We start from the raw sequence: 21,107 nt of genomic DNA, 5'->3' as shown, positions 1-21,107 counted from the left end.
GATCCCTTTCTCTTCTTGTTTATTGTTTATCCGTAATTTAGGTATTCTCAATATTTTTCCTACCTCGGTCTATTTTTTTAAGATTTATATTAGATTTTATTTTAACGTTACACATGCGTAGTTTAATTTATTTATATAGTTGTTTTGTTTTACTTTATGTCACGAGCTGCGCAAAGAGAGAGGATGATACCATTGCTCCGATAGCTTCTCGTACGGTGATGGTCTATATGGCTGCAAACAATAGCTTATCATCTGAAGCATATCAAAATCTCAATCAGATGGAAGAAGGATTTGTGGGTATCGACGGTAAATTGTTGGTCTATGCCAGATTATTTGGTCAGCAGCCCAAAATATATGAAATTCAGTACGATACTAGTCCAGAGATTAAAAGTAAGGTTCTTAAAACATATAGTGATCATGATTCTTCCGATCCAGAGATGATGAAAATCATATTTGCGGATATGAAGGGTCTCTCTCCGTCGCATTCGTATGGAGCTATTTTATGGTCTCATGCAACCAACTGGGTTCCTGCGAATCTTGGTAAATTGGGTACTAGGTCTTTTGGCGATGATCATTTTAGCCGTATGGATGTACAGCAGCTTCAATCAGCTTTACCTCAAGGGTTGGATTTTCTTATTTTTGATGCTTGTTCTATGGCATCTGTAGAAGTGTTATATGAACTTCGTGAGGCTGCACCCTATATCCTCGCATCGCCAACTGAAGTATTGAGTGTCGGCATGCCATACCATCAGATCAACTCCTTATTATTTGATCGTGATGTTAAACATGGATTGACCGCAATCGCAAAAGCATATGTCGGGTATTATCAACAAAAAATAGGTTTGGAGCAGTCTGCTACCTTTTCGCTGGTAGATACTAAGCAATTGCCCCGGCTCGCACACAAGACCGCGCAATTGTTGTCGCAAAATCCACAGTTCTTGTCGGCGATAAACAGAAATAATGTACAGCGCTTAGATCTAGATCCTAATACTCCTGTCAAAGCATATGATTTTTTAGATCTATTTGAGAAACATCTTCCATCGGACCAGTTATTGTCTTTTAAGTCTGCGATCGACAAGGCCATTATATTTAAAGCGAATACCCCCACTTTCTTAGGTAAACCCATTACTAATTTTTCAGGGCTGTCAAGCTATATACCTGCCCCCGAAGAAAGTTATCTTTTTCCCTTTTACAGGACGCTAGCTTGGTACGGTGATGCGGGATATAATAGCTTATTTTGACAAAATAACCATAGACGTAAAAATATCGATTAGTGGTTTACTTCTTCAAATTTTCCTAACTTGCATGATCAAATTAGAGAAACAATGACGCATTCAGAAAAACTAGCGGCAATAAGAAGTCTGATGAAAGATCAAGGTGTTGATGGTTACATTATCCCTTCTTCTGATCCGCATATAAGTGAATATTTACCAGATCGTTATAAATGTATTGCGTGGACTTCGGGTTTTACGGGTTCAGCAGGAACATTAGTGATCACACAAGATTTTGCAGGTTTATGGACGGATGCCCGTTATTTTGTTCAAGCAAATGAACAATTGGCTGGGACTGGATTTGAATTGGTAAAATTAAAAGTTCAGGGCAATGCCGAATATGCAGAATGGTTGGGCGAGAAATTAGCGAAAGGAGCAAAGGTTGCATTTGATGGAAATTTAGCTTCTTTATTAGTCGCACAATCGGTAAAAGATATATTAAAACCTATTGATATTATTGTTGACGGTCACGTTGATTTATTATCATCGCTTTGGGAGGGAAGACCTTCTTTACCTACTGCAAAAGCATATTTATTGGCGGATACAACAACAGGACAATCAACAACATCTAAATTAGCTGCAGTACGTGCTGTCATGGTCAAGAATAGAGCGCAGGCGCATCTTATATCTTCTCTAGATGATCTCGCTTGGCTGCTCAATATCCGTGGTCGTGATGTTCCTTGTAATCCAGTTGTTTTAGGTTTTGTTTATGTAACAGCTGATGAAGCTATCTTATACATTGAGCCTGTTAAATTGGATGAGGATACAAGAATAAGTTTACAATCTTCGGGGGTGCAGGTGAAACCTTATGAAGACGTATATACTCAGGTTAGCCATTTAGCGGTCGATTCCATATTGATCGATCCGAAGAGAACCTGTTTTGCGATCTACGACGCTATACCTGCTGCGGTTAATATTATTGAAAAAATCAATCCTTCGACGTCTTTAAAAGCAGTGAAGAATGAAGTGGAAATTGCACATACGCGTGAAACCATGATCAATGATGGCGTTGCGCTGACCAAATTTTTTAAATGGTTGGAAACGGCGGTACCACAAGGTGATCAATCTGAAATATCTATTGCAGCAAGATTACAGGAGTTTAGAGAGGAACAACCTGGTTTTAATGATATTAGTTTCAATACCATCGCTGGTTATTTAGACCATGGTGCATTGCCACATTATTCTGCAACTATTGAGAGCAACTATACGTTAAAATCAAAAGGATTGTTACTCGTGGACTCTGGAGGCCAATACCAAACGGGTACCACAGATATCACACGTGTCGTGTCGTTGGGTGAGATCACGCAGGAAGAAAAAGAAGATTATACCATCGTATTAAAAGGAACTATAGAAGGTAGTCAGGCCATATTTCCGCAAGGATCTAAAGGTTATCAGATTGATGCGATCACCCGTCGCCCGATTTGGGCCACACTTCGCAATTATGGACATGGAACTGGACATGGTGTAGGATTTTTCTTGAATGTGCACGAAGGACCGCAAACTTTCAACTCTGCAAATATTGATGTTGCTATAGAATCGGGGATGATCAGCTCTATTGAACCTGGTTTATACCGCGAAGGAAAGCATGGTATCCGTATCGAAAATTTGGTTTTATCGCGAAATGCGGAGTCTTCTATATTTGGTGATTTTATGGATTTTGAGACGCTGACTATCTGTTATATCGCTACAGATCTAGTTGATAAAACCTTATTAGACCAACATCATATCAACTGGTTGAACCAGTATAATCAATGGGTTTTCGATAAACTGAAGAGTCGATTAAATGAGGAAGAGCAAGCATGGTTAAAAGATAAAACGGCAGCGATTTAATAGGTCGGCATAACTACTAGCATAAAAAAGGAGATTATATGATCTCCTTTTTTGTTATAAAATAGATGTGCTATAACGTTTTAATTGTTTGAAAATAATCCTATTTTTGTTGAAAGACCAAATCATATCATGCGTAAAATCCTATTTTTAAGTTTTATCTTCTTCTGTTCTTTATCTTCATTCGGACAGCAATATATCATTCCGATGCCGCAACATGTGGAAGTACTAAAACAGCCTTCATTTTCTTTGCAAGGTAATCTTGTGATCGGAACGGGCTCATTTGAAACACAGGCTAAATATTTAGCTAATCAACTGGAAGGTGTATTGCGATCAAAAGTTAATCTTAAAAAATCGGGAACGATACGTTTTCAGAAAATAAATCATCAGGTGGCAGGTCAGCACGATTATTATGAATTAAAAATCGATGCTAAAGGTATTGTCATTTCTGCATCTACAGAAGATGCAGCTTTTTATGCTGTGCAGTCCTTATTACAGCTTGTAGAGGAGCATCGGACAAAAGGTAGTATACCGGCATTGGAAATCAAGGATTATGCTAAATTTACATATAGAGGGGTTCATCTTGATGTGAGCAGACACTTCTTTACTGCCAATGAGGTCAAATCATTCTTGGATTATTTATCGCGCTATAAAATGAATAAATTTCATTGGCACCTAACCGATGATCAGGGATGGCGTATCGAAATTAAAAGTCATCCAAAGCTAACAGAAATTGGTGCTTTTCGAGCGGTAACACAAGATGTGAAAGATTCCAAATTGACAAAAGATGGTCGCTATGGCGGATTTTATACACAGGAACAGGTAAAAGATGTGGTAGCCTATGCAAAAAAGCTGCATATCGAAGTCATTCCTGAAATCGAGATGCCAGGTCATGCGCTAGCAGCTTTGGCGGCCTATCCTGAACTTTCTTGTACCGGTGGACCGTTTAAAGTAGGAACATCTTGGGGTGTCATGGATGATATCTACTGTCCAAAGGAAGAAACCTTTTCCTTATTGGAAGATGTAATCGATGAAGTCGTTACTTTGTTCCCGAGTCATTATATCCATATCGGTGGTGATGAGGCTCCGAAAACACGATGGAAGGCCTGTGCACACTGTCAAGATCTTATTAAGAAGGAGGGATTGAAAGATGAATTTGAATTGCAATCGTACTTCATCAAACGGATGGAGAAATATATCAATGCAAAAGGTAAAAGTATCATCGGTTGGGATGAAATTTTAGAAGGCGGCTTGGCTCCCAATGCTACGGTGATGAGTTGGACAGGTATCGAAGGTGGTATTCATGCTGCTAAGACGGGACATGATGCGATAATGACTCCTGTAAGTCATATGTATTTGGACTATTATCAAGGAAATCCACAATCTGAACCGTTAGCTTTTAATGCAGAACTGCGTTTGGATAAAGTATATTCTTTTAATCCAGTTCCTAAAGAATTGAGTGCGCAAGAAGCGAAACATATTTTGGGGCCACAGGCGAATATGTGGACCGAATATATTACAAATTTTAAGCACGTCGAGTACATGCTTTTTCCTCGATTGCTAGCTTTATCCGAAGTGGCTTGGGGTACATCCAATCCTGACCAATATAAGTCTTTTGAGAAAAGAGTCATCCATGAGTTTAATTATCTTGATCGTAAGAGCATCAATTATAGTAAGGCTATTTTTGAACTAAATGGCAGCATTGTTTCTAAGGAGGGAAAGATGTACTACGAATTGTCGACAATAAAGAACGATGGAACGATACGTTATACAACAGATGGAACTGAGCCGAATATCCAAAGTCCAATTTACATAAGTCCAATTTTAGTCGATAAAACAGTAACCATCAATGCGGCAAACTTTGCTGTTGATCGGATGATTGGATCGGTATTGAAACAGGATTTTGTTATCAGTAAATCGACTGGAAAATCGATCCAATTGCTGCATGAACCAAGTGAAGCGTATTATGGAAGCGGTGGTGCGACCTTGGTCGATGGTGTTTATGGAAACAAGCAATATTTCAAAAAAAATTGGCTAGGTTTTAATGCCAAAGATTTAGTAGCAACGATTGATCTTGGTACAGCAACGACATTTTCAAATGTTGAACTGAATGTCGTAGATCAAAATGCGAGCTGGATTTATTATCCGCAGTCGGTAAAAGTTTATGTATCCAACGACAATCAAAATTTTACGCTTGTAAAAGAGGTGGGAAAAGAGTTGATTTCCGAATCGAAAGGAACCATCAAATTACAGTTTGATCAGCAGACGGCAAAATATGTAAAGATTGAAGTTCAGCATTTGAATCAAATCCCATCAGGATCAACAGGTGCGGGATCTGCAGCTTGGTTATTTGTTGATGAATTGTCGGTTTATTAATGTACGTTTTGTGCGCATCAGTTGGTACTGAAGCGTGTAAGTTGGTATAACACTGATACCAAGTCAAGCGTCAGCTAGTTAAAAAAGAGACCAGAAAAATAATTTTTCTGGTCTTTTTTGAGATTATTAAGCTGGTGGATATATCAATCTAACATCAACAAAAACTATTTTGTGATGCATTTTTTTTGGAGGCAGCTGATTCTGATGAGTAACGTTTTCCTATACTTCGGAATTTAGTTGACGAATCAATTCGTACAGTTTCGATTTATCTATCGGCTTCAATAAATACCCGTCGATAAAAGGATAATGTGCTATCTGTTCCTGATCGCTTCTACTGGTTGATGAACTGATAATATATATGTTCATTTGACTTAAAAAATCCGAACCATAATGTTCTAATTTATCCATCATTTCCCAACCTGTCATAAATGGCATGTTGATATCGACGAATATGATTTCTGGAGTCATATCTTGCTGTTGTTTTTTATTTTCAAAATAATCCAATGCATCGAGTGCATTTTCAAATAGGTTGATCTCAAGTGGGAAATCTGGAAAGCTTTTAATCATGTTGTTAAAAATAACACGTAGAATGGCATTATCGTCCACTACCGTTATCATGCTCTTTTTTGTGGAATTAGAAGTTTTCATGTTGTTGTTTTTAGAAATCTCACTAAAAAAGTAGTGCCTTTACCTGGAGCGCTTTTAATGTCTATTTTACCACCTAGGGCTTCAACTTGATACCTTGTGATAAATAGACCGATACCTTTACTATCAAAACCACGATGAAATACTTTTCGAAACATGAAAAGTTGTGACTTATACTTAGGTAAGTCAATTCCTATGCCATTGTCTTCTATGCTGAAAATGGGGGTGTTATCTTCAATGTAGGTTCTGATATGAATCTGAGGTGATATATTTGGATCTGTAAATTTTAAAGCATTACTGAGTAAATTATTGAAAATACTTTCCAAATACTTTGTAGGATAGTGGATGTTTTCAACTTGGAAATCGGCTGTTAGTTGGGCGTTTTTACTTTGGATCTCGCCGATAAATTGACTGTAGATCTTTGTGTAAATCAAAGAAAAATTACAGTTATCTTTTAAAATATTTGTATTTTCTCGTAATTCCAATATCTCCGATAATTCTTCTAATGTATCGGTCAAGCTATCATTGCTGGTTTTTAAAAGATCTAAATATTCATTTTTAACATCAATGTTACTTTCATCTTTCAATTCGCTAAGGAGCATATGTATATTGCTAACAGGTCCTCTTAAGTTATGGGCAACAATCTGATTGAAATCTTCCAGCTGTTTAACTTTTGTTTCCAATTCAATTTTTACCAGCTCAAGTTCATGTTTTTGTCGTTCGAGAATCTCGCGGTTCTTTTTAGCATCGGATATATCCTGTAGCTGAACGATAAAAAAAGAGAGCTCGTTAAATTGATTGTGAACCGCTGAAATTGTAACAGAACACCAAATGTAATGCCCTAGCTTGTGTTGATAGCGTTTTTCTAAAGTAAAGCTATCAATTTCTCCTCTGGCAAGTCTTTGTCTTTGTTTATAGTCAAATTCAAGATCGTCGGGGTGTGTATAATCTAAAAAATTAATGGTAGACAATTCCTCTTGTGAAAATCCCAAGATTTTGCTTAGGGTTTTATTTGCTTCAATGCAATTGCCTTGTAAATTGGTCAGAGAAATGCCTAGGCCGGAGAAATGAAATGCTTGATTAAATTTATGCTGGTTAAATCTTATTTTTTCTAGTGATTCTACTTTTTCAGAAATGTCGGATACCACAATGGCAACACGGTCTTTGGTTAAATGAATAGGCATTACTTTCATTTTGTACCACTTCCCCTTATGGGTGTCGAAGTTGGATATGAACTCCATTTTGCAAACCTTATTTAAGGTAAGTGCTTTGTCAATCAATTCTAAGGCTCTCTTAGAAATCGGTAGTGGAAATAAATCCTTTAGGTTTTTGTTTAAAAATTCATCGGGTTTGTAAAATAATAGATCTGAATTACTCGTCCAATAGTTTGTAAAAACACCTTCTTTCGTTACTTCAAATACAAGATCGTCGAGCGAAGCGACAAGAAGCTGAAGATGCTTTTTTTTCTCGAGCAGGTCTTTATTTTCTGTTATTAATCTGGTCACATCGCAAATGGCGATAATCATATGCATGTCAGATCTTTCGGGTACTATTTTAGAGCTAAAAGAGAGCCATTTAAGATGTCCTTCTTCTGTCATTATGCCATAATTATGATCAATCTGTTTTTCACCGGTTTGTAATGTATTATAAAAAGAGAGTTCTTCAGTAGGGATGATACGCTGATCTTCTACAGCATAAAAAATCAAGGCCTCTTGAAATTTTTTATTGCCAATTTTGTCTATAGGTAATAAAAGCTTGACTTGCTCATTGTAGGATAGCATATAACCATCTTTATCAAGCGCTAATAAGCCCTCAATCCCTAAAGTTATCGGGTAGGAGTACTGTTCGTTCAATGCGTGGTAGTCAGGTTCCATTCGTGGATCAAGTTAGAAAGCCTTTTAATATTGAAGCATGCAAAAGTGCACATTTTATTCAATTTAATGATTAAAATTGAGCATTTCGGTATTATATTTAGATGTTGTATTGATTTTTTTTAATTTTTCTTTTCTATCCAGATGCTATTCAGCCAAAGATGTTCACTTCCTTCTTTCTTGAATGATATCTTTTGCGGGCCCGTATGATCGATTTTAATAGACCCTAAACTGGTATTGACAAACTCGTCTGTGTAGTTGTTTTCATTGGGTTCAACGACCATTTTTCCATTTGACTCTAGTTTTTCAGTTATGGATTGTGTCCCTATTTGAATTGAAATAGTCGAGAAGATTTTATTCGGATTATGTGCAGATATATCCACTTTATAAACACCTACTTCAGGAAAATCAATCATCCATTCGATCGTCTCATTGTTAGTCTGAATATGCTGTGGCCTCTTGCCGTCATATTTGGTTATTTGTAATTTATCTTGATGAAGTGCATTTGTACTATTTAAAGCAAAGCCTCCAAATGTAGATTCCGCTACGATCTCTTTATCGAGCTGTAAGGGTTCATTGTAGGTCAGCGAAATAGTCGATACAAAAGGATCAGGTTGTTTTGCTGGCAATTGTATATGTAATAATCCACTCTTCTGTTTAAACTTTAAAGAGGTTTCAGATGCACCAATTCGAACGGAGACTTGTGAAGGTTTTGATTTTATTCCAGATATCCGCAATATCCGATCAAGGGGCCAATTAAAAATCTGTGCATACACCTGTGTTTGCTTGCCATGTGTTTTTGTTGTGAGGTAGCCCCAATCGTGCTGATTGACTCTTAAATCCAATCCAGTGGCACCATAAATGCTCTCTCCTTGTCGTTGGAGCCACTTGCCTATATCTTCAAGTCTGGAGATGCTCTCATAGGGTAGTGTTCCATCTGCACGTGGTCCGATATTTAAAGTATAGCCACCGTTGAGACTGACATTTGATATCAATGAATTGAAGATCTGGCTTGTCGATTTCCACTCGTTCTCTTGTCCATTGTATCCCCAAGAGTGAGCGATTGTACCGGGAGTTTCCCATGGATGGTCAACATAGGTAGTTCCAAACTGATTGTCACCGAATGTTTCAAAATCTATATTTTTTTCGTCTGTTGGTAAACCTAGTCTGGAATTGATCAAGCACTTCGGTTGCAGGGTATGAATGAGTTGAACGACTTGTTGCAGCTGTTGCTTTTTAATAATTGATTTTTTATATGGAATCCACATATCAAACCACATCAGTGCGATATCGCCATAGTTTGTTAACAGCTCGCGCAATTGTGGGATTACTTTTTCCTGCCAGTATTGATTATATTGTTGGTCGGTAACATGTCCTGTCAATTCTTGGTTATGATTCCATGCATACGGATGTTCCCAATCGATCCAATGTGAATAGTAAAATCCAAGTTTCATATCATGCTTCTTGCATGCTATAGCTAATTCTTTGATGATATCTCGATTGGTGCCGCTTAATCTACTTAGGCTGTAATCACCGATCTTAGTATCCCATATCGCTACTCCATCATGATGTTTGGCCGTCATGATGATGTACTTCATTCCAGCTTTTTTGGCGAGTAGTACCCATTCTTCTGGATTGATCTGATCCCATACAAATCGCTTTGCCAGTTCACCATATTCCTCTTTGGAGACCCGATTACGATAGCGTAGCCATTCTGCATAATTGTTTGCATAGCGCAGTTTTTCACCTTTCCACAATCCTTCGGCTGCACTATAAAGTCCCCAATGAATAAACATGCCAAAACGGTCGTGGCTAAACCATTGTGTTTTTGAATTCTGCTGTGCAAAAAGTGCAGTCGTAAATATGAAAAATAGACAAAAAGCAAATAGAATTCTTTTCAAGGACTTCATCATAGCGGTTACGGTCTTAAGATAGACGTAAGATAGTAAAAATATTCCATGTAGCGCAAAACAGTTTTTAAGTTATTTTATATCATAATAGGCGAATGAATTAAGTGTCAGCATAAATTTTGATGTGAGATTGGGGCGAGATACGAAATTTATATTAGATTAAGATCTCAATTTGTATGTCTACATCATCATCTAAGGGATACCTACTAGGGATTGATCTGCTCCTTAAATTTAGCGATGATAGCTGTGCTTTAGCGATCATCGCTCATGGTGTCTGGTCGATGCTGACTTTCATGCTGATACAAATCCATTATCATGTTATATGTTTAGTTGCTAGTCCAAATTTTAGACTGCAAATGCGCCTATGATGGCCGTTGGATGTAATTCTTTATGATTTAGCAGTATAAATCTGTCCGCGATCACTCCATAATATTCAATACTCATCGCTACAATAGCTGACTGGGCTTGTCTTGCAGTGCAGTCAATTAAAAATTGATGTTTGTCCTGTACTTTTGGTCCGTTAACAAGATCAAGATCCAAATGCTTTTCTACGATATTAAAGACCGTATGGGTATCGAAATTATAGATCCCTACTCCTATTTTGATACGAATGGAATGGGTGTAAGGAGGCCTATATAGATCATTTTTTATATTAAAGCTCGGAAATTGTATCTGTAGCTGTTGATCAACTTGCATATTCAAGGTGGGATCAAAGTAGAGAAAATCATGCATATGGCACTTTTCATTAAATTGGAAGTTCAGCAAACGGTCTAGTTTTCCAAGATGTATAGTTTTTTGCCCCAGGTATTGCCCATTTGCACGCATGACACGTTTAAGATAAGTGATGAGGCGATTATGCATCGTACTGTCATGGAATCCCAGATGGAGGCCATTAAATGTGCGTCTTATTAATGAACCCGCTTTGCTGGCTTTTCCAAAGTCAATGGAAGCTGCTACTGTCCACCTGCTTTGCCTGGTTTTGGAGCTGCTCTTAGTTTGGACGATATTTTTGTTATTTACTTTGCGATGTACGAGTCCTCCAAGTGACCCACGTAGATAGCCGTCGTCAATATATCCCATAATTATAGCTAATAAAATGATTCATATCGATGAAGTTAATGAAATAAATAATTAAAAATCAGACTTTTAATTATTTTTATAAAAATTGAAATGATGAAGTATTAATCATTTTTAAATTTATAAATAGAGAGTTCTGTCCATTATAAAATTGTTAATGGAGCTCCTTTTTATTGTTAGTTAGAGCAAATGCAATTAGCGGATATCCCTATAGGCCAATATTGCTGCATATCGGTATCGTATGTCGAGGTAATATGATCATGGTACTAGGGAAAAGTACGATCTAATCATTAGATACGCAAGGTCCCTCCGTTGTATATGCGTGTTAGATCCGTGGTAAGTCCGAGTTAAACATGGAAATAATATGTTTACATCATTCTGTCAAGATTCAAATACCTACTGTTACATACCAAGAGGACATATACTATCATTGGTCTTATGATAAACATGTACTGAATATGTGCATAAGACACGGATGTGATATAGTTTAAATCGGTTTATGTAAATAATTGATGTTTATTTTGGTTTAATAAATGAACAAATGTATGTTAAATCTATATTATTTATTTTTTATTTTCAATATTATTTTTACATTTGTATAGAATATCTGTACATTTTAATAATTTTTATAAAACTTGATTATGGAACTTAACACTCAGTTTTTAGTTGATCGATTGGTTCAGCGGATGGACGTCGATCGCATTTTTTTGTTTCAATTTTTAGATGAGGGCCGTAAAAGCCCCCATCTACTGTTAGTTGTCAACCCTATCAAAGGTGTTTCTGTCAGAAGCGTTTCACCTATTATTCATCTTTGTATGGCGGATATGCCAGAGATTCCTTTTACTGTTATTTGGACTAGTGATTGGGTCAGTCAATTGAAAAAGGGAAGTTTATATTATACTTATGCTTCGCTGCCTTCGCATCAGCTTTATCAATCGGGAAAGAAAGGTTATCCAACGGTATCCAATAAGCTTGTAAATAGTTTAATGGAGATGTTTGTGTTGGACTATGCTCAAGGAAAAAAGGTGGCCGACGAGTTTATGGTTGCTTGTTATTCTTTTAGATCAAAGATGGACTTTTTTCAGGCGACTGTCATGTTGCATCAGTTTGTTATGTTGCGGTTAAAGGGGTTTCAAAGCATGGTAGGAGGGGCTATTGGGAAGTCGCAAAATCTGGAACATCTGCTGAAAGTGATGCGCGGAGCAGTGCCCGGACTTTTCGAAATTTTTACTTATGATGTCCATAGTACACGTCTGCTCAGACTGCTGGATAGCAGTTATCTATATTCGAAAAAAAAGGATCGTATCGATATTTTGGAAGAGGAATTTGAGTTTTTATTGGTACAATGTCAGGCTTTAGGAAAAGCTATGGATGACATGGTTGATTTTATGAATGATGGTGTAGCTGCCTATCGTAAAAAGCAAAGTGATCGCATCGCACAGGTTACTCAGTTGGGGGGTAGTGTTGATAAAATCTCTGTTGTAGATCGCAAGCAGAATAACAATATAGCTGTAGATTCTCCTATTTTAAAAGATTTTTCTGGTTTTCCTTGGCCGCAAAAGTACAAAGATGATGCTCATATCATTATCGATAAGATCTTTTCGAGCTATCGGCCCGAACAAATTTTATTGGTTAACTATCAAAGTGCTGGATTATCAAAAGGCAACCCTTTTCAAAACGAGGAAGTTCATCAATCTGATGGTGTCAAAATTCAGCTTTATCTGGTCGTCCTGACTAAGAAGAACTTGCCATTTTCTTTTCGACAGCGAAATTTTGGTGATGTTGGAGCTTCTATGGTGTTTTTGGATTTACCTCATGTGGAAAAGCATCTGGCACTCGGAAGTCGGTTTGTGAATATCGTTTGGGAAAAATCTTGGATTTTAAGGCAAAAGTCTACTTTCCATACGCATTTGAAAGCTCAACAGATAGATTGGAGCGATCAACTGGAGCACATTAAAAGCTGTTCTGAAAATGCTGGTTCTGTTATGCGTAATTTGTTGATGACGATGACAGATGCGCCTCAATTGATGCCTGACACGGCTTTGCTATTGCTACGTGAACTTTATATTATCGGTATACAAACTTATGTGCAGTGCGCCATTGGATATATTCCTAAAAATATGGATCTCTCGGATCTTATGGACTGGTCTGCTGTTGCAAGTACAGATGTTATAGATGGCATTATGAATACTCATGATCTGAATAAGCTGATTCTGTCAATTATTTTAAAACCTAAAGATATATGGTGGAAAAGTCCTGCTATGGATATGGATGAAAAGCACAAAACTTTGATCATAAATCAGGCCCGTGCTATTGTTGAGCTGTACGAAAGACTGCTTAAAGGTGTCGTTTTATCTATTGAACAACGAATTGTGGAAGCAAGTTAGGGACTGCGAAAATTTTTCGAGAATATTAATTTAAATTTTTTGAAGATTTTCGCTAGGGAAAAAGCGTTTTGAGGAACCTTATTATATAAGGATAAATGGAAACTTGTTATTTGAAGAAACCAAAGCCTGTTGGCGTAAATACGTATATCCGGGATCGATGCATAGTTGCTTTGTATCTATTATATATCTCAAAAGTATTTGACATGCTTAGGAGCTGTTTCATTAAGACGTAGTAGCGCAAGGAGTTTTTGTTTATTGGTAGATCCTGTATCACTAAAATTCTTATTACATAAAATCAAAGCATGATGAAAAATACGGATTCGGAAACTATCGTAATACCAACAAGTTTTAGATATGCTTGTGAACTTTTTGGTATTGCGGTACCGGATTTTTTGCAACTATATGTGAATCATTTTTCTTATATGGATCAAAATTTCCATGATCATTCGGTTTATAATTTGGTTACTAAATCTTTTGAATATGTGCGTCAGGAAGATGAAGGTCAAAATCAAGTCCTACAGATTAAACTGAATAAAGAAGATCAAGATAAGGGTGTGAAGCTCATTCAAAGTCAAATCAAATTGTCCATAAACAAAAATTACAGCAATGCGCAAAAGAGAAGCAAAGGTAAGTTGTTGACTCATCGACTTTATGATATCTTTTCGAAAGGTCTTGAATTAAAGGAAGTTATTTATCTTGATGAGGAGAATACGATTACGTTGAATAAAGATTTACTGTTTAAATCTATTCTTACCGGCATTTCAGTGACGCAGTTTTTGAACCGAATCATGGAATGTGTGGCTATACCTGAGCATTTGGCAAGATTACATCTAAATAAAGCTGTATATAATCCAGTTTTAGGAGTGTATATGCGTGTTTATGACGGTTATGGTCATATCTGTGATCAACTATATCAAAAGTCTCCGAAATGTCGATTACTTATTATGGAAATTCAGGAATTGGATAAGCGTTATTTCTTTTGTCGTGATTTACAGCAACGAACTGTTTTTTATCAAGAATGGTTAGATCACTATATGAAAATTAATGCTTCAGTTTACTAGCCTTTAATGGTTGATAAGTCTCCATTTGTTTGCCGCTGGACTATACGAATTTTGTAGTATATCGTTCAAATTAGAACCTCTTTTAAAATTTATTCTTATGAAAAACTTAGAAACTATTAAGCTTACACAAGAGTTTAAGCAATTTTGCGATATTTTTAATTTTACTCCGCAAGAGGTGCTTCAGGCATTTATCGATCAGGTGGATATTGCACAGTATATGTGTTTTCCCTTGGATCCTGATCGATGGGCTAATCTATTTATGATGGAATATCTTCTGAAGTATACAGATTCGGAAGATACGTTGAGAGCATACGGTGAATTTGGTGAAAAGTGGGTGAGGATAATGGAAGCTGGAGGTAGTGATGTCGTTGCGCATACTAAAAAACTTTTAGAGGATTGGCATCAATCTGTTTTGGAGGATCGTATTAACAAGATTATGAATGGTGAGTTGGATGATGATCAATGAAATTCTGCGTCGTGCTATTGTAGCTTCATAAGCAGGTACTTTTGTGCTTAGCCATCTTTTTTGTAGCAATTTGTGCAAGAGTGACGTTATCATAGGACTAACACGATAAACTATGATAAAAAAAATGATCTATGCGATTGTTCTCTTCTCTTTATTGACAAATTGTGCAAAAGATAAGGGTACGCCAATTTATGATGATCCGAAAGACTTTCAAAAAATATTATCTACCTATATCTGGCAACCCATACATGTCAATGAGGGGTCTGAAAATCAACTGGTCAACTATAATCCGGATGACTGTGAAATGGACAATAGCTATCTCTTTTTATTTCAGGACGAATCCAATGAAATGCGGTTGGATAAAGGCGCTAAAAGTTGTACGGCGCAAGAGGGTATGTTTGAACTAGGTATTTTTAAAGGAAAAAATACAAATGGTTTTACTTTCAACAAAGAGAAAGCTACCATCAAATTTTCTGATAGCGATCCGTATTCTTCTTATCTCGTAGCGTTTGAGGGAAATCGATTGATCATTACCTCTCAAAATAATAATCCGGCTGCGTTTGTTGTTCCTGTAAAATATTATTTTAAAGGTGTAAAAAAGTAGTTGAATCGATTAGGACCGTATTGTATAAGAAATACTGGCTTAGCCATATAATATGGCATAAAAAGGATTTTGTGTAAACTGCTCTAAAAAGTTAGAAATTGTTTGAAGGTCGTGTAGAACTATCATCTTTTTTATGTCTTGTATTTTTGTTGATATTATTTCACAAGACTGCTTTTTTTTAAAGCTAAAACGTTATTTTAGTAGTTTACAAACCGACTACTTATTGTTTTTATACATTTAGAATGAAACTTAGCAGCATTTTTTTTAGTGGAATGATATTTTTGACCATTCCTAATCTACAGGCACAGCAAATCCCTTATAAAAATAGTAAAATCCCTGTTGAGAAACGGGTTCAAGATCTTTTGGGCAGAATGACAACTGATGAAAAAGTTGGTCAGTTGTCTAAATTATTGGGCTGGGAAATGTATGATAAGGGAACTGATGGTATATCGGTAAGTGCTAAATTAAAAAAAGCGGTAAAGGATCAACATATTGGTATGCTATGGGCAACATTTCGTGCTGACCCTTGGACACAGAAGACTCTTTCAAATGGATTGAGTCCAGTTGAAGCTGCTCGTGCTACGAATGCGATTCAACGTTATATGTTGGACAGCACACGTTTGGGTATTCCTTTGTTGTTATCGGAGGAGGCTCCACATGGTCATATGGCTATAGGTGCTACTGTTTTTCCAACAGCTATTGGACAGGCAAGTACTTGGAATCCGAATTTGATTCAACAGATGGCGGCTACTATCGCACAGGAAACCTATGCGGTGGGTGGTAAAAATGGCTATGGTCCTGTCTTGGATCTCGCTCGCGATCCGCGCTGGTCACGTACCGAGGAAACGTATGGTGAGGATGCTTACCTGATTGGTCAGATGGGAAAGTCAATGATAAAAGGATTTCAGGGTGATATGCTTGGTCAAGAGGATAAGATCATTGGGACACTTAAGCATTTTGTGGCCTATGCTGTTCCTGAGGGAGGGCATAATGGTGAGGCTGTTTCTATTGGGGAAAGGGCCTTAAGACAACATTATTTATATCCTTTTGAACAGGCTGTAAAATCTGGTGCTGGTTCGGTCATGACTGCTTATAATAGTATTGATGGTATTCCTTGTTCGTCAAATCCTTGGCTTCTGAAAGATATATTACGTGAGGAATGGGGATTTAATGGATTTGTTGTTTCGGATTTATTGAGTATTTCGGGATTGAATGGTGGACATGCTACTGCCTCTAATGGTGCTGAAGCTGCTTCACAGAGTTTACATGCTGGTTTAGATGTTGATTTGAGTGGTACTGGGTATGGTGCTAACCTGCAGCAGGCAATAAAGGATGGACTTGTTGAGGGTGCTGTGCTCGATACTGCCGTAGCTCGGGTACTGCGAATGAAATTTAATTTAGGCTTATTTGATCGTCCTTTTGTGGATGAAAAATTGGTTGTTAAGAAGGTGGGAACGGAAGTGAATCGCGCTATGGCTCGAAAAGTTGCGCAAGAATCTATTGTACTGCTTAAGAATGAAGGTAATCTTTTGCCGCTTAAAAAAACAATTAAGCGTATCGCTGTTGTAGGGCCTAATGCCGATAATGTCTATAATCAGTTGGGGGATTATACTGCGCCTCAAGCGGATGGGAAGGTCAAGACCGTATTGGATGGTATTCGTGCTGCGGTGGGAAAAGGTACTCAGATTGATTATGTGAAAGGATGCGCTATTCGGGACACTTCGAATAGTCATATTCAGGAGGCAGTTGCAGCAGCTAAATTGTCTGATGTTGTGGTCGTTGTGCTAGGTGGTTCTAGTGCTCGGGATTTTAAAACTTCTTATCAGGCGACTGGTGCTGCTAATGTGGATATCAATGCGGTGAGTGATATGGAAAGTGGTGAAGGTTTTGATCGCGTATCATTGGATATGATGGGTGATCAATTGCGATTGATCCAAGAATTAGAAAAATTAGGTAAACCTGTGGTTTTGGTTACGATCATGGGTAGACCTTTGAATCTCAATTGGGCTTCGGCTCATGTGCCTGCTATTGTGAATGCTTGGTATCCTGGGCAAGAAGGCGGATTGGCGATTGCTGATGTGCTCTTTGGAGATTACAATCCAGCAGGGCGCCTACCCGTGTCTATTCCTCGTTCTGTAGGACAGTTACCGGTTCATTATAATCATAATAAACCTAAACATCATGATTATGTCGAGATGACGGCTAAACCTTTATATGCTTTTGGCTATGGATTGAGCTACAGTAAATTTGAATATTCTAACCTTTTGGTTGATGTGAAAGAGGGAGCTAGTGATTTTGTGTGCACGGTTTCTTTTGATGTGGAAAACAAAGGGCTACTGAAGGGTGATGAGGTGGCTCAATTGTATGTGGTTGACGAAGTTAGTTCTGTTGTTACTGCTGTAAAGCAATTGAAACGTTTTGAGCGTAAGAATATTGGAGCGGGAAAGCGTGAGCAAATTTCTTTTCAGCTCACGAAAGAGGATCTAAAATTATGGGCTGTGGATAACAGGTGGAAAACGGAGAAGGGAAAATTTAAATTACTGATCGGGTCTGCATCGGATGATGTGCGCCTTGAAGGGGTTCTTGAATTGAAGAAAGATTATTTGTAATAAAAAAAGAAGATGTTTCGAAATGGCAAGGGTATTTTAAAGAACTGCCTAAATACTTTGCTTCTTTTCGATAAAGTAAGTGTGGCACTTTTGGCCACACTTACTTTTTTATTTTAAAACGATGTGCTTTATACTTTTTCTGTTCCAAGTATAGGTGATGTGTATCAAACCTTGTGGGTCTTGTATGATGGTCGGATAGGAGTATTCATCGCCAGTTTGGCCGTCTTCTAATATCAATGCGTCGTTCCACTTGAGACCATCTTTTGATAATGCTACTCGAAGCTTAGTACGCCCCTCCCACCAATCTTTTCCGGCAAGATCTGGATTATAAACGATCATAAACTGACCATTTTTTAAACGTATGGCATCTGTTGCAGCATTTGGATTAAGCAAATTTGTAGCTTGCCAAGGTTGCCATGTTTTTCCATGATCATTGGAAAAGGAACTCATGACTTTGTTTTCTTTACTACGGCATAATACTTGAATTTTTCGATCCTTATGTTGTAAAATACTGGGTTGTATGACTTGAACTGGACTTTCATGATTAATTTCAACGATCGACCAAGTGGTTCCACGATCTTTGCTGATCTCTATATGTGCTTTCCAAATTTCATCTTTTGACTCGGTGCTTGACGGTGATAATATTATTCCGTTGTCTAAAGTGATTGGTTTATTTTTGATTGGCCCAAGAACTCCTGCTGGTAGGGCTTTTGCTGTTGACCAAGTATTTCCTTTGTCGAGCGAATATTTAACATATCCTTTCCATTCTCTTGGGTTTGGTCCTATTTTATAATAGAGATATAGCGTGTCAGATTGTGGATGCTGATATAACACTGGATTCCATGTTGGATACCTTTTTTCATTAAGATGACCATCTGCAACCTGAACTGGTGTTTTCCATTTTCCATTTGTATAGCGCGATGTCCATATGACGACATCTGGATTGGACTCGTGTGTTCCGCCAAACCAGGAGGCAATTACGCTATCTTTACCTATCGATTGAATTGTCGAAGCATGGCATTGTTTGAAAGAAACCTGACCTTCTTTGAAAATTTGTGATGATGTTAATAATACGGGTTGATAGCTGCGACATGAAGAGAGTATAAGTAGGATGACAATCGTTAGGGCTAGTTTATTCATAAAAAGTTAATGTATGTTGGCATTTGATGTATTCAAATTTTAAAGCTTTGCAATTTGAGTCTTATATCCAAATTTATCTATGCTTTTTGTTCTATTTATTTTTATCGTTTATCAAGTTGATTGCTTCTCTATCTTTCGATGGTTATTTTTGGATTTAGAGAATGAAGGATTATTTATTAGTTTTTGTGATTCTTGTAAAATAGTCATCTTGATAAAAAAGTCTAAAACAAAGAAAGCCACGTGAGTGGCTTTCTTCTAGTGGTTTGTCTTTCTAATTAACGTCCCAGAAAATTTTGGTATTAACGTTATCTTTGTCTTTTACAGTATTGTAGTTAGCCAAGTTGTATGCTTGCTCAGATTGTGGCAAAAACCATTTCACAGGTACTGTTTTTTGGAGATCTGAACTTTCAACTCTAAATGTGAAGGTTGGATAATCTAGTCTTCTTACTTCAGCCCAGTTTTGAGTTGATTGAATAATATTGAAATGCAACCATTTTTGAGTTGCAATAAGTTGAATATTATTCGTTCCCCATCCTATTTTTGTGATATAATTTTGAATTTCTAAATCAGACGGTGCAGGTGCTGCAGCCACTAAGCTATTGTTTGAAATCGCTCGAAGGCGTTTTTGTAAATCAATTGATTCTTTTATTCCGGTTTCGAAATTTTCCTTTGCTCCTGCAGTATTTCCTGAATTATTTTTGAATTCAGCTATTAAATATTGAACTTCTGATGCGGTAAATAGAATTCCTGGAAAATTTTGATTTCTCGAATATGTGGATCTGTTATAAATAGCTATGGTGCTTGGATTAGCAGGTGTTCCGGATATCAATGTAGTCTGATTTGCTGAAGGTAATGACTGGTCTAATCCTATGAAAACGCCGTTTGCACCAGCACCAGGTTCAAACATAAATGGTAATCTTGGATCTCCATTTGAAACCATATGATCAATCATTTTTTTACTTGCAATATTATTATTCCAGCTTTCTAAAGCATCTAAGAAATCTCTTGAATGAATATCAGAAGCGTTATTAAAGATATCAACTTGAATATTATCATCATTTTTCAATACGATAGGATTTGTTGTTGGATTATTAATAATTTCTGCAATTTCTTGATTAGATCTGCTTGCAAAAGAGGAAGATTTGTTGACGCGAGTTAACATTCTTAAGCGAAGTGAATTACAATATTTCTTCCACAAATCTAATGAACCTGAATTAATCAAATCTTGCGTTTTGAATGAATTTACTACAGCAGTAGGAATCGTTAATGAATTTAAATCAGCACTGATTGCCTTTAGATCATCTAACATTGTTTTGTAAATATCTTCTGCAGCATCATATTTAGGGTAGGAAACTGTATAATCACCACCATTTGTACTTAATCTCCCTGCCTCTGACCATGGAATATCACCATGTAAATCTACTTGTTGTTGTGTTTGGTCGTAAAAGAATATTTTGGCCGCTAAAAAGAATATTTTTTTGTCAGCTTTTTCCAATTCTGGAGCTGCATTATAAATTTTTTCTAATTCTCTGAATTGCGCTAAACCTTGATAATATTTTTCCCAACGATCAGTTATTGCTGCTGCACCAGGATTTAATTGATTTTCCGAATTTGCCCAACCTATAATTTGTGTATAGCGATGAATAGTTGGCGCTAAAGTGACAAAATAATTTCTATATGTTGGAATAGTGAGTTCTCTAAAAGTATATTGTAAACCAGAAAATTGTTTTTCTACAGAGGTTGATGTTACTTTTGATGGGTCACGATAAACATCATCGAAAGATTCTTTTTTACAAGAAGTTATTGTGGTTAGTGATGCAGTACATAGTCCTGCGATCACAAAAAAGTTATTTATTTTCATAT

14 protein-coding genes are annotated in these 21,107 nt (G+C 37.0%); 8 read left to right on the top strand and 6 right to left on the bottom strand.

Annotation, left to right across the window (positions count from 1 at the left end; genetic code table 11):
- Positions 1 to 113: 113 nt before the first annotated feature.
- The 3 genes from MUB18_RS02075 to MUB18_RS02065 all read left to right on the top strand — a co-directional run bounded on the left by MUB18_RS02075 (position 114) and on the right by MUB18_RS02065 (position 5,474).
- Positions 114 to 1,241, top strand: a complete 1,128-nt coding sequence (locus MUB18_RS02075) for a clostripain-related cysteine peptidase (protein WP_248754842.1) — start codon at positions 114 to 116, stop codon at positions 1,239 to 1,241.
- Positions 1,242 to 1,325: 84 nt separating this feature from the next.
- On the top strand, positions 1,326 to 3,101 hold the full coding sequence (locus MUB18_RS02070) for an aminopeptidase P family protein (protein WP_248754841.1): 1,776 nt from the start codon (positions 1,326 to 1,328) through the stop codon (positions 3,099 to 3,101).
- A 129-nt stretch (positions 3,102 to 3,230) separates the two neighbouring features.
- Entirely contained in the window at positions 3,231 to 5,474 is a 2,244-nt protein-coding gene (locus MUB18_RS02065) for a family 20 glycosylhydrolase (RefSeq protein ID WP_248754840.1), read from the top strand.
- A 219-nt stretch (positions 5,475 to 5,693) separates the two neighbouring features.
- Here the strand turns inward: MUB18_RS02065 and MUB18_RS02060 are convergent, their stop codons facing one another.
- The 4 genes from MUB18_RS02060 to MUB18_RS02045 all read right to left on the bottom strand — a co-directional run bounded on the left by MUB18_RS02060 (position 5,694) and on the right by MUB18_RS02045 (position 10,980).
- Positions 5,694 to 6,122: a response regulator gene (locus MUB18_RS02060; RefSeq protein ID WP_052627472.1), complete on the bottom strand. Its 429-nt coding sequence runs from the start codon at positions 6,120 to 6,122 to the stop codon at positions 5,694 to 5,696.
- Positions 6,119 to 7,993, bottom strand: coding sequence for a PAS domain S-box protein (locus MUB18_RS02055; protein ID WP_248754839.1), 1,875 nt, complete (start codon positions 7,991 to 7,993; stop codon positions 6,119 to 6,121). The genes MUB18_RS02060 and MUB18_RS02055 overlap by 4 nt, the downstream gene beginning before the upstream one ends.
- A gap of 119 nt (positions 7,994 to 8,112) precedes the next feature.
- Complete coding sequence (locus MUB18_RS02050) at positions 8,113 to 9,903, bottom strand: alpha-L-fucosidase (RefSeq protein ID WP_248754838.1); 1,791 nt, start codon at positions 9,901 to 9,903, stop codon at positions 8,113 to 8,115.
- Positions 9,904 to 10,245: 342 nt separating this feature from the next.
- Complete coding sequence (locus MUB18_RS02045) at positions 10,246 to 10,980, bottom strand: hypothetical protein (protein ID WP_248754837.1); 735 nt, start codon at positions 10,978 to 10,980, stop codon at positions 10,246 to 10,248.
- A 638-nt stretch (positions 10,981 to 11,618) separates the two neighbouring features.
- Here MUB18_RS02045 and MUB18_RS02040 point away from each other — a divergent pair.
- The 5 genes from MUB18_RS02040 to MUB18_RS02020 all read left to right on the top strand — a co-directional run bounded on the left by MUB18_RS02040 (position 11,619) and on the right by MUB18_RS02020 (position 18,104).
- On the top strand, positions 11,619 to 13,364 hold the full coding sequence (locus MUB18_RS02040) for a hypothetical protein (protein ID WP_248754836.1): 1,746 nt from the start codon (positions 11,619 to 11,621) through the stop codon (positions 13,362 to 13,364).
- Between the two features lie 302 nt (positions 13,365 to 13,666).
- Positions 13,667 to 14,425, top strand: coding sequence for a hypothetical protein (locus MUB18_RS02035; protein ID WP_248754835.1), 759 nt, complete (start codon positions 13,667 to 13,669; stop codon positions 14,423 to 14,425).
- Positions 14,426 to 14,522: 97 nt separating this feature from the next.
- On the top strand, positions 14,523 to 14,891 hold the full coding sequence (locus MUB18_RS02030; RefSeq protein WP_248754834.1) for a hypothetical protein: 369 nt from the start codon (positions 14,523 to 14,525) through the stop codon (positions 14,889 to 14,891).
- 112 nt (positions 14,892 to 15,003) lie between these two features.
- Positions 15,004 to 15,495 (top strand): hypothetical protein, encoded by a 492-nt coding sequence (locus tag MUB18_RS02025; protein ID WP_248754833.1) that lies wholly within the window; start codon positions 15,004 to 15,006, stop codon positions 15,493 to 15,495.
- A gap of 242 nt (positions 15,496 to 15,737) precedes the next feature.
- A complete protein-coding gene (locus MUB18_RS02020; RefSeq protein ID WP_248754832.1) occupies positions 15,738 to 18,104 on the top strand; it encodes a glycoside hydrolase family 3 N-terminal domain-containing protein in 2,367 nt (788 codons plus the stop codon).
- A 108-nt stretch (positions 18,105 to 18,212) separates the two neighbouring features.
- Here MUB18_RS02020 and MUB18_RS02015 read toward each other — a convergent pair whose 3' ends face one another.
- Both MUB18_RS02015 and MUB18_RS02010 read right to left on the bottom strand, forming a co-directional pair.
- Positions 18,213 to 19,244, bottom strand: a complete 1,032-nt coding sequence (locus MUB18_RS02015; protein ID WP_248754831.1) for a sialidase family protein — start codon at positions 19,242 to 19,244, stop codon at positions 18,213 to 18,215.
- Between the two features lie 271 nt (positions 19,245 to 19,515).
- Entirely contained in the window at positions 19,516 to 21,105 is a 1,590-nt protein-coding gene (locus MUB18_RS02010; RefSeq protein WP_248754830.1) for a SusD/RagB family nutrient-binding outer membrane lipoprotein, read from the bottom strand.
- Positions 21,106 to 21,107: the final 2 nt, after the last annotated feature.

It is taken from the genome of Sphingobacterium sp. PCS056 (assembly GCF_023273895.1).
Taxonomy (GTDB): Bacteria; Bacteroidota; Bacteroidia; order Sphingobacteriales; family Sphingobacteriaceae; genus Sphingobacterium.
This window is presented reverse-complemented; position numbering and strand designations above follow the sequence as displayed.

Coding starts and splice junctions, on each gene's coding strand:
- MUB18_RS02075 (WP_248754842.1), top strand. CDS start 114: ATGCGTAGTTTAATTTATTTATATAGTTGTTTTGTTTTACTTTATGTC.
- MUB18_RS02070 (WP_248754841.1), top strand. CDS start 1,326: ATGACGCATTCAGAAAAACTAGCGGCAATAAGAAGTCTGATGAAAGAT.
- MUB18_RS02065 (WP_248754840.1), top strand. CDS start 3,231: ATGCGTAAAATCCTATTTTTAAGTTTTATCTTCTTCTGTTCTTTATCT.
- MUB18_RS02060 (WP_052627472.1), bottom strand. CDS start 6,122: ATGAAAACTTCTAATTCCACAAAAAAGAGCATGATAACGGTAGTGGAC.
- MUB18_RS02055 (WP_248754839.1), bottom strand. CDS start 7,993: ATGGAACCTGACTACCACGCATTGAACGAACAGTACTCCTACCCGATA.
- MUB18_RS02050 (WP_248754838.1), bottom strand. CDS start 9,903: ATGATGAAGTCCTTGAAAAGAATTCTATTTGCTTTTTGTCTATTTTTC.
- MUB18_RS02045 (WP_248754837.1), bottom strand. CDS start 10,980: ATGGGATATATTGACGACGGCTATCTACGTGGGTCACTTGGAGGACTC.
- MUB18_RS02040 (WP_248754836.1), top strand. CDS start 11,619: ATGGAACTTAACACTCAGTTTTTAGTTGATCGATTGGTTCAGCGGATG.
- MUB18_RS02035 (WP_248754835.1), top strand. CDS start 13,667: ATGATGAAAAATACGGATTCGGAAACTATCGTAATACCAACAAGTTTT.
- MUB18_RS02030 (WP_248754834.1), top strand. CDS start 14,523: ATGAAAAACTTAGAAACTATTAAGCTTACACAAGAGTTTAAGCAATTT.
- MUB18_RS02025 (WP_248754833.1), top strand. CDS start 15,004: ATGATAAAAAAAATGATCTATGCGATTGTTCTCTTCTCTTTATTGACA.
- MUB18_RS02020 (WP_248754832.1), top strand. CDS start 15,738: ATGAAACTTAGCAGCATTTTTTTTAGTGGAATGATATTTTTGACCATT.
- MUB18_RS02015 (WP_248754831.1), bottom strand. CDS start 19,244: ATGAATAAACTAGCCCTAACGATTGTCATCCTACTTATACTCTCTTCA.
- MUB18_RS02010 (WP_248754830.1), bottom strand. CDS start 21,105: ATGAAAATAAATAACTTTTTTGTGATCGCAGGACTATGTACTGCATCA.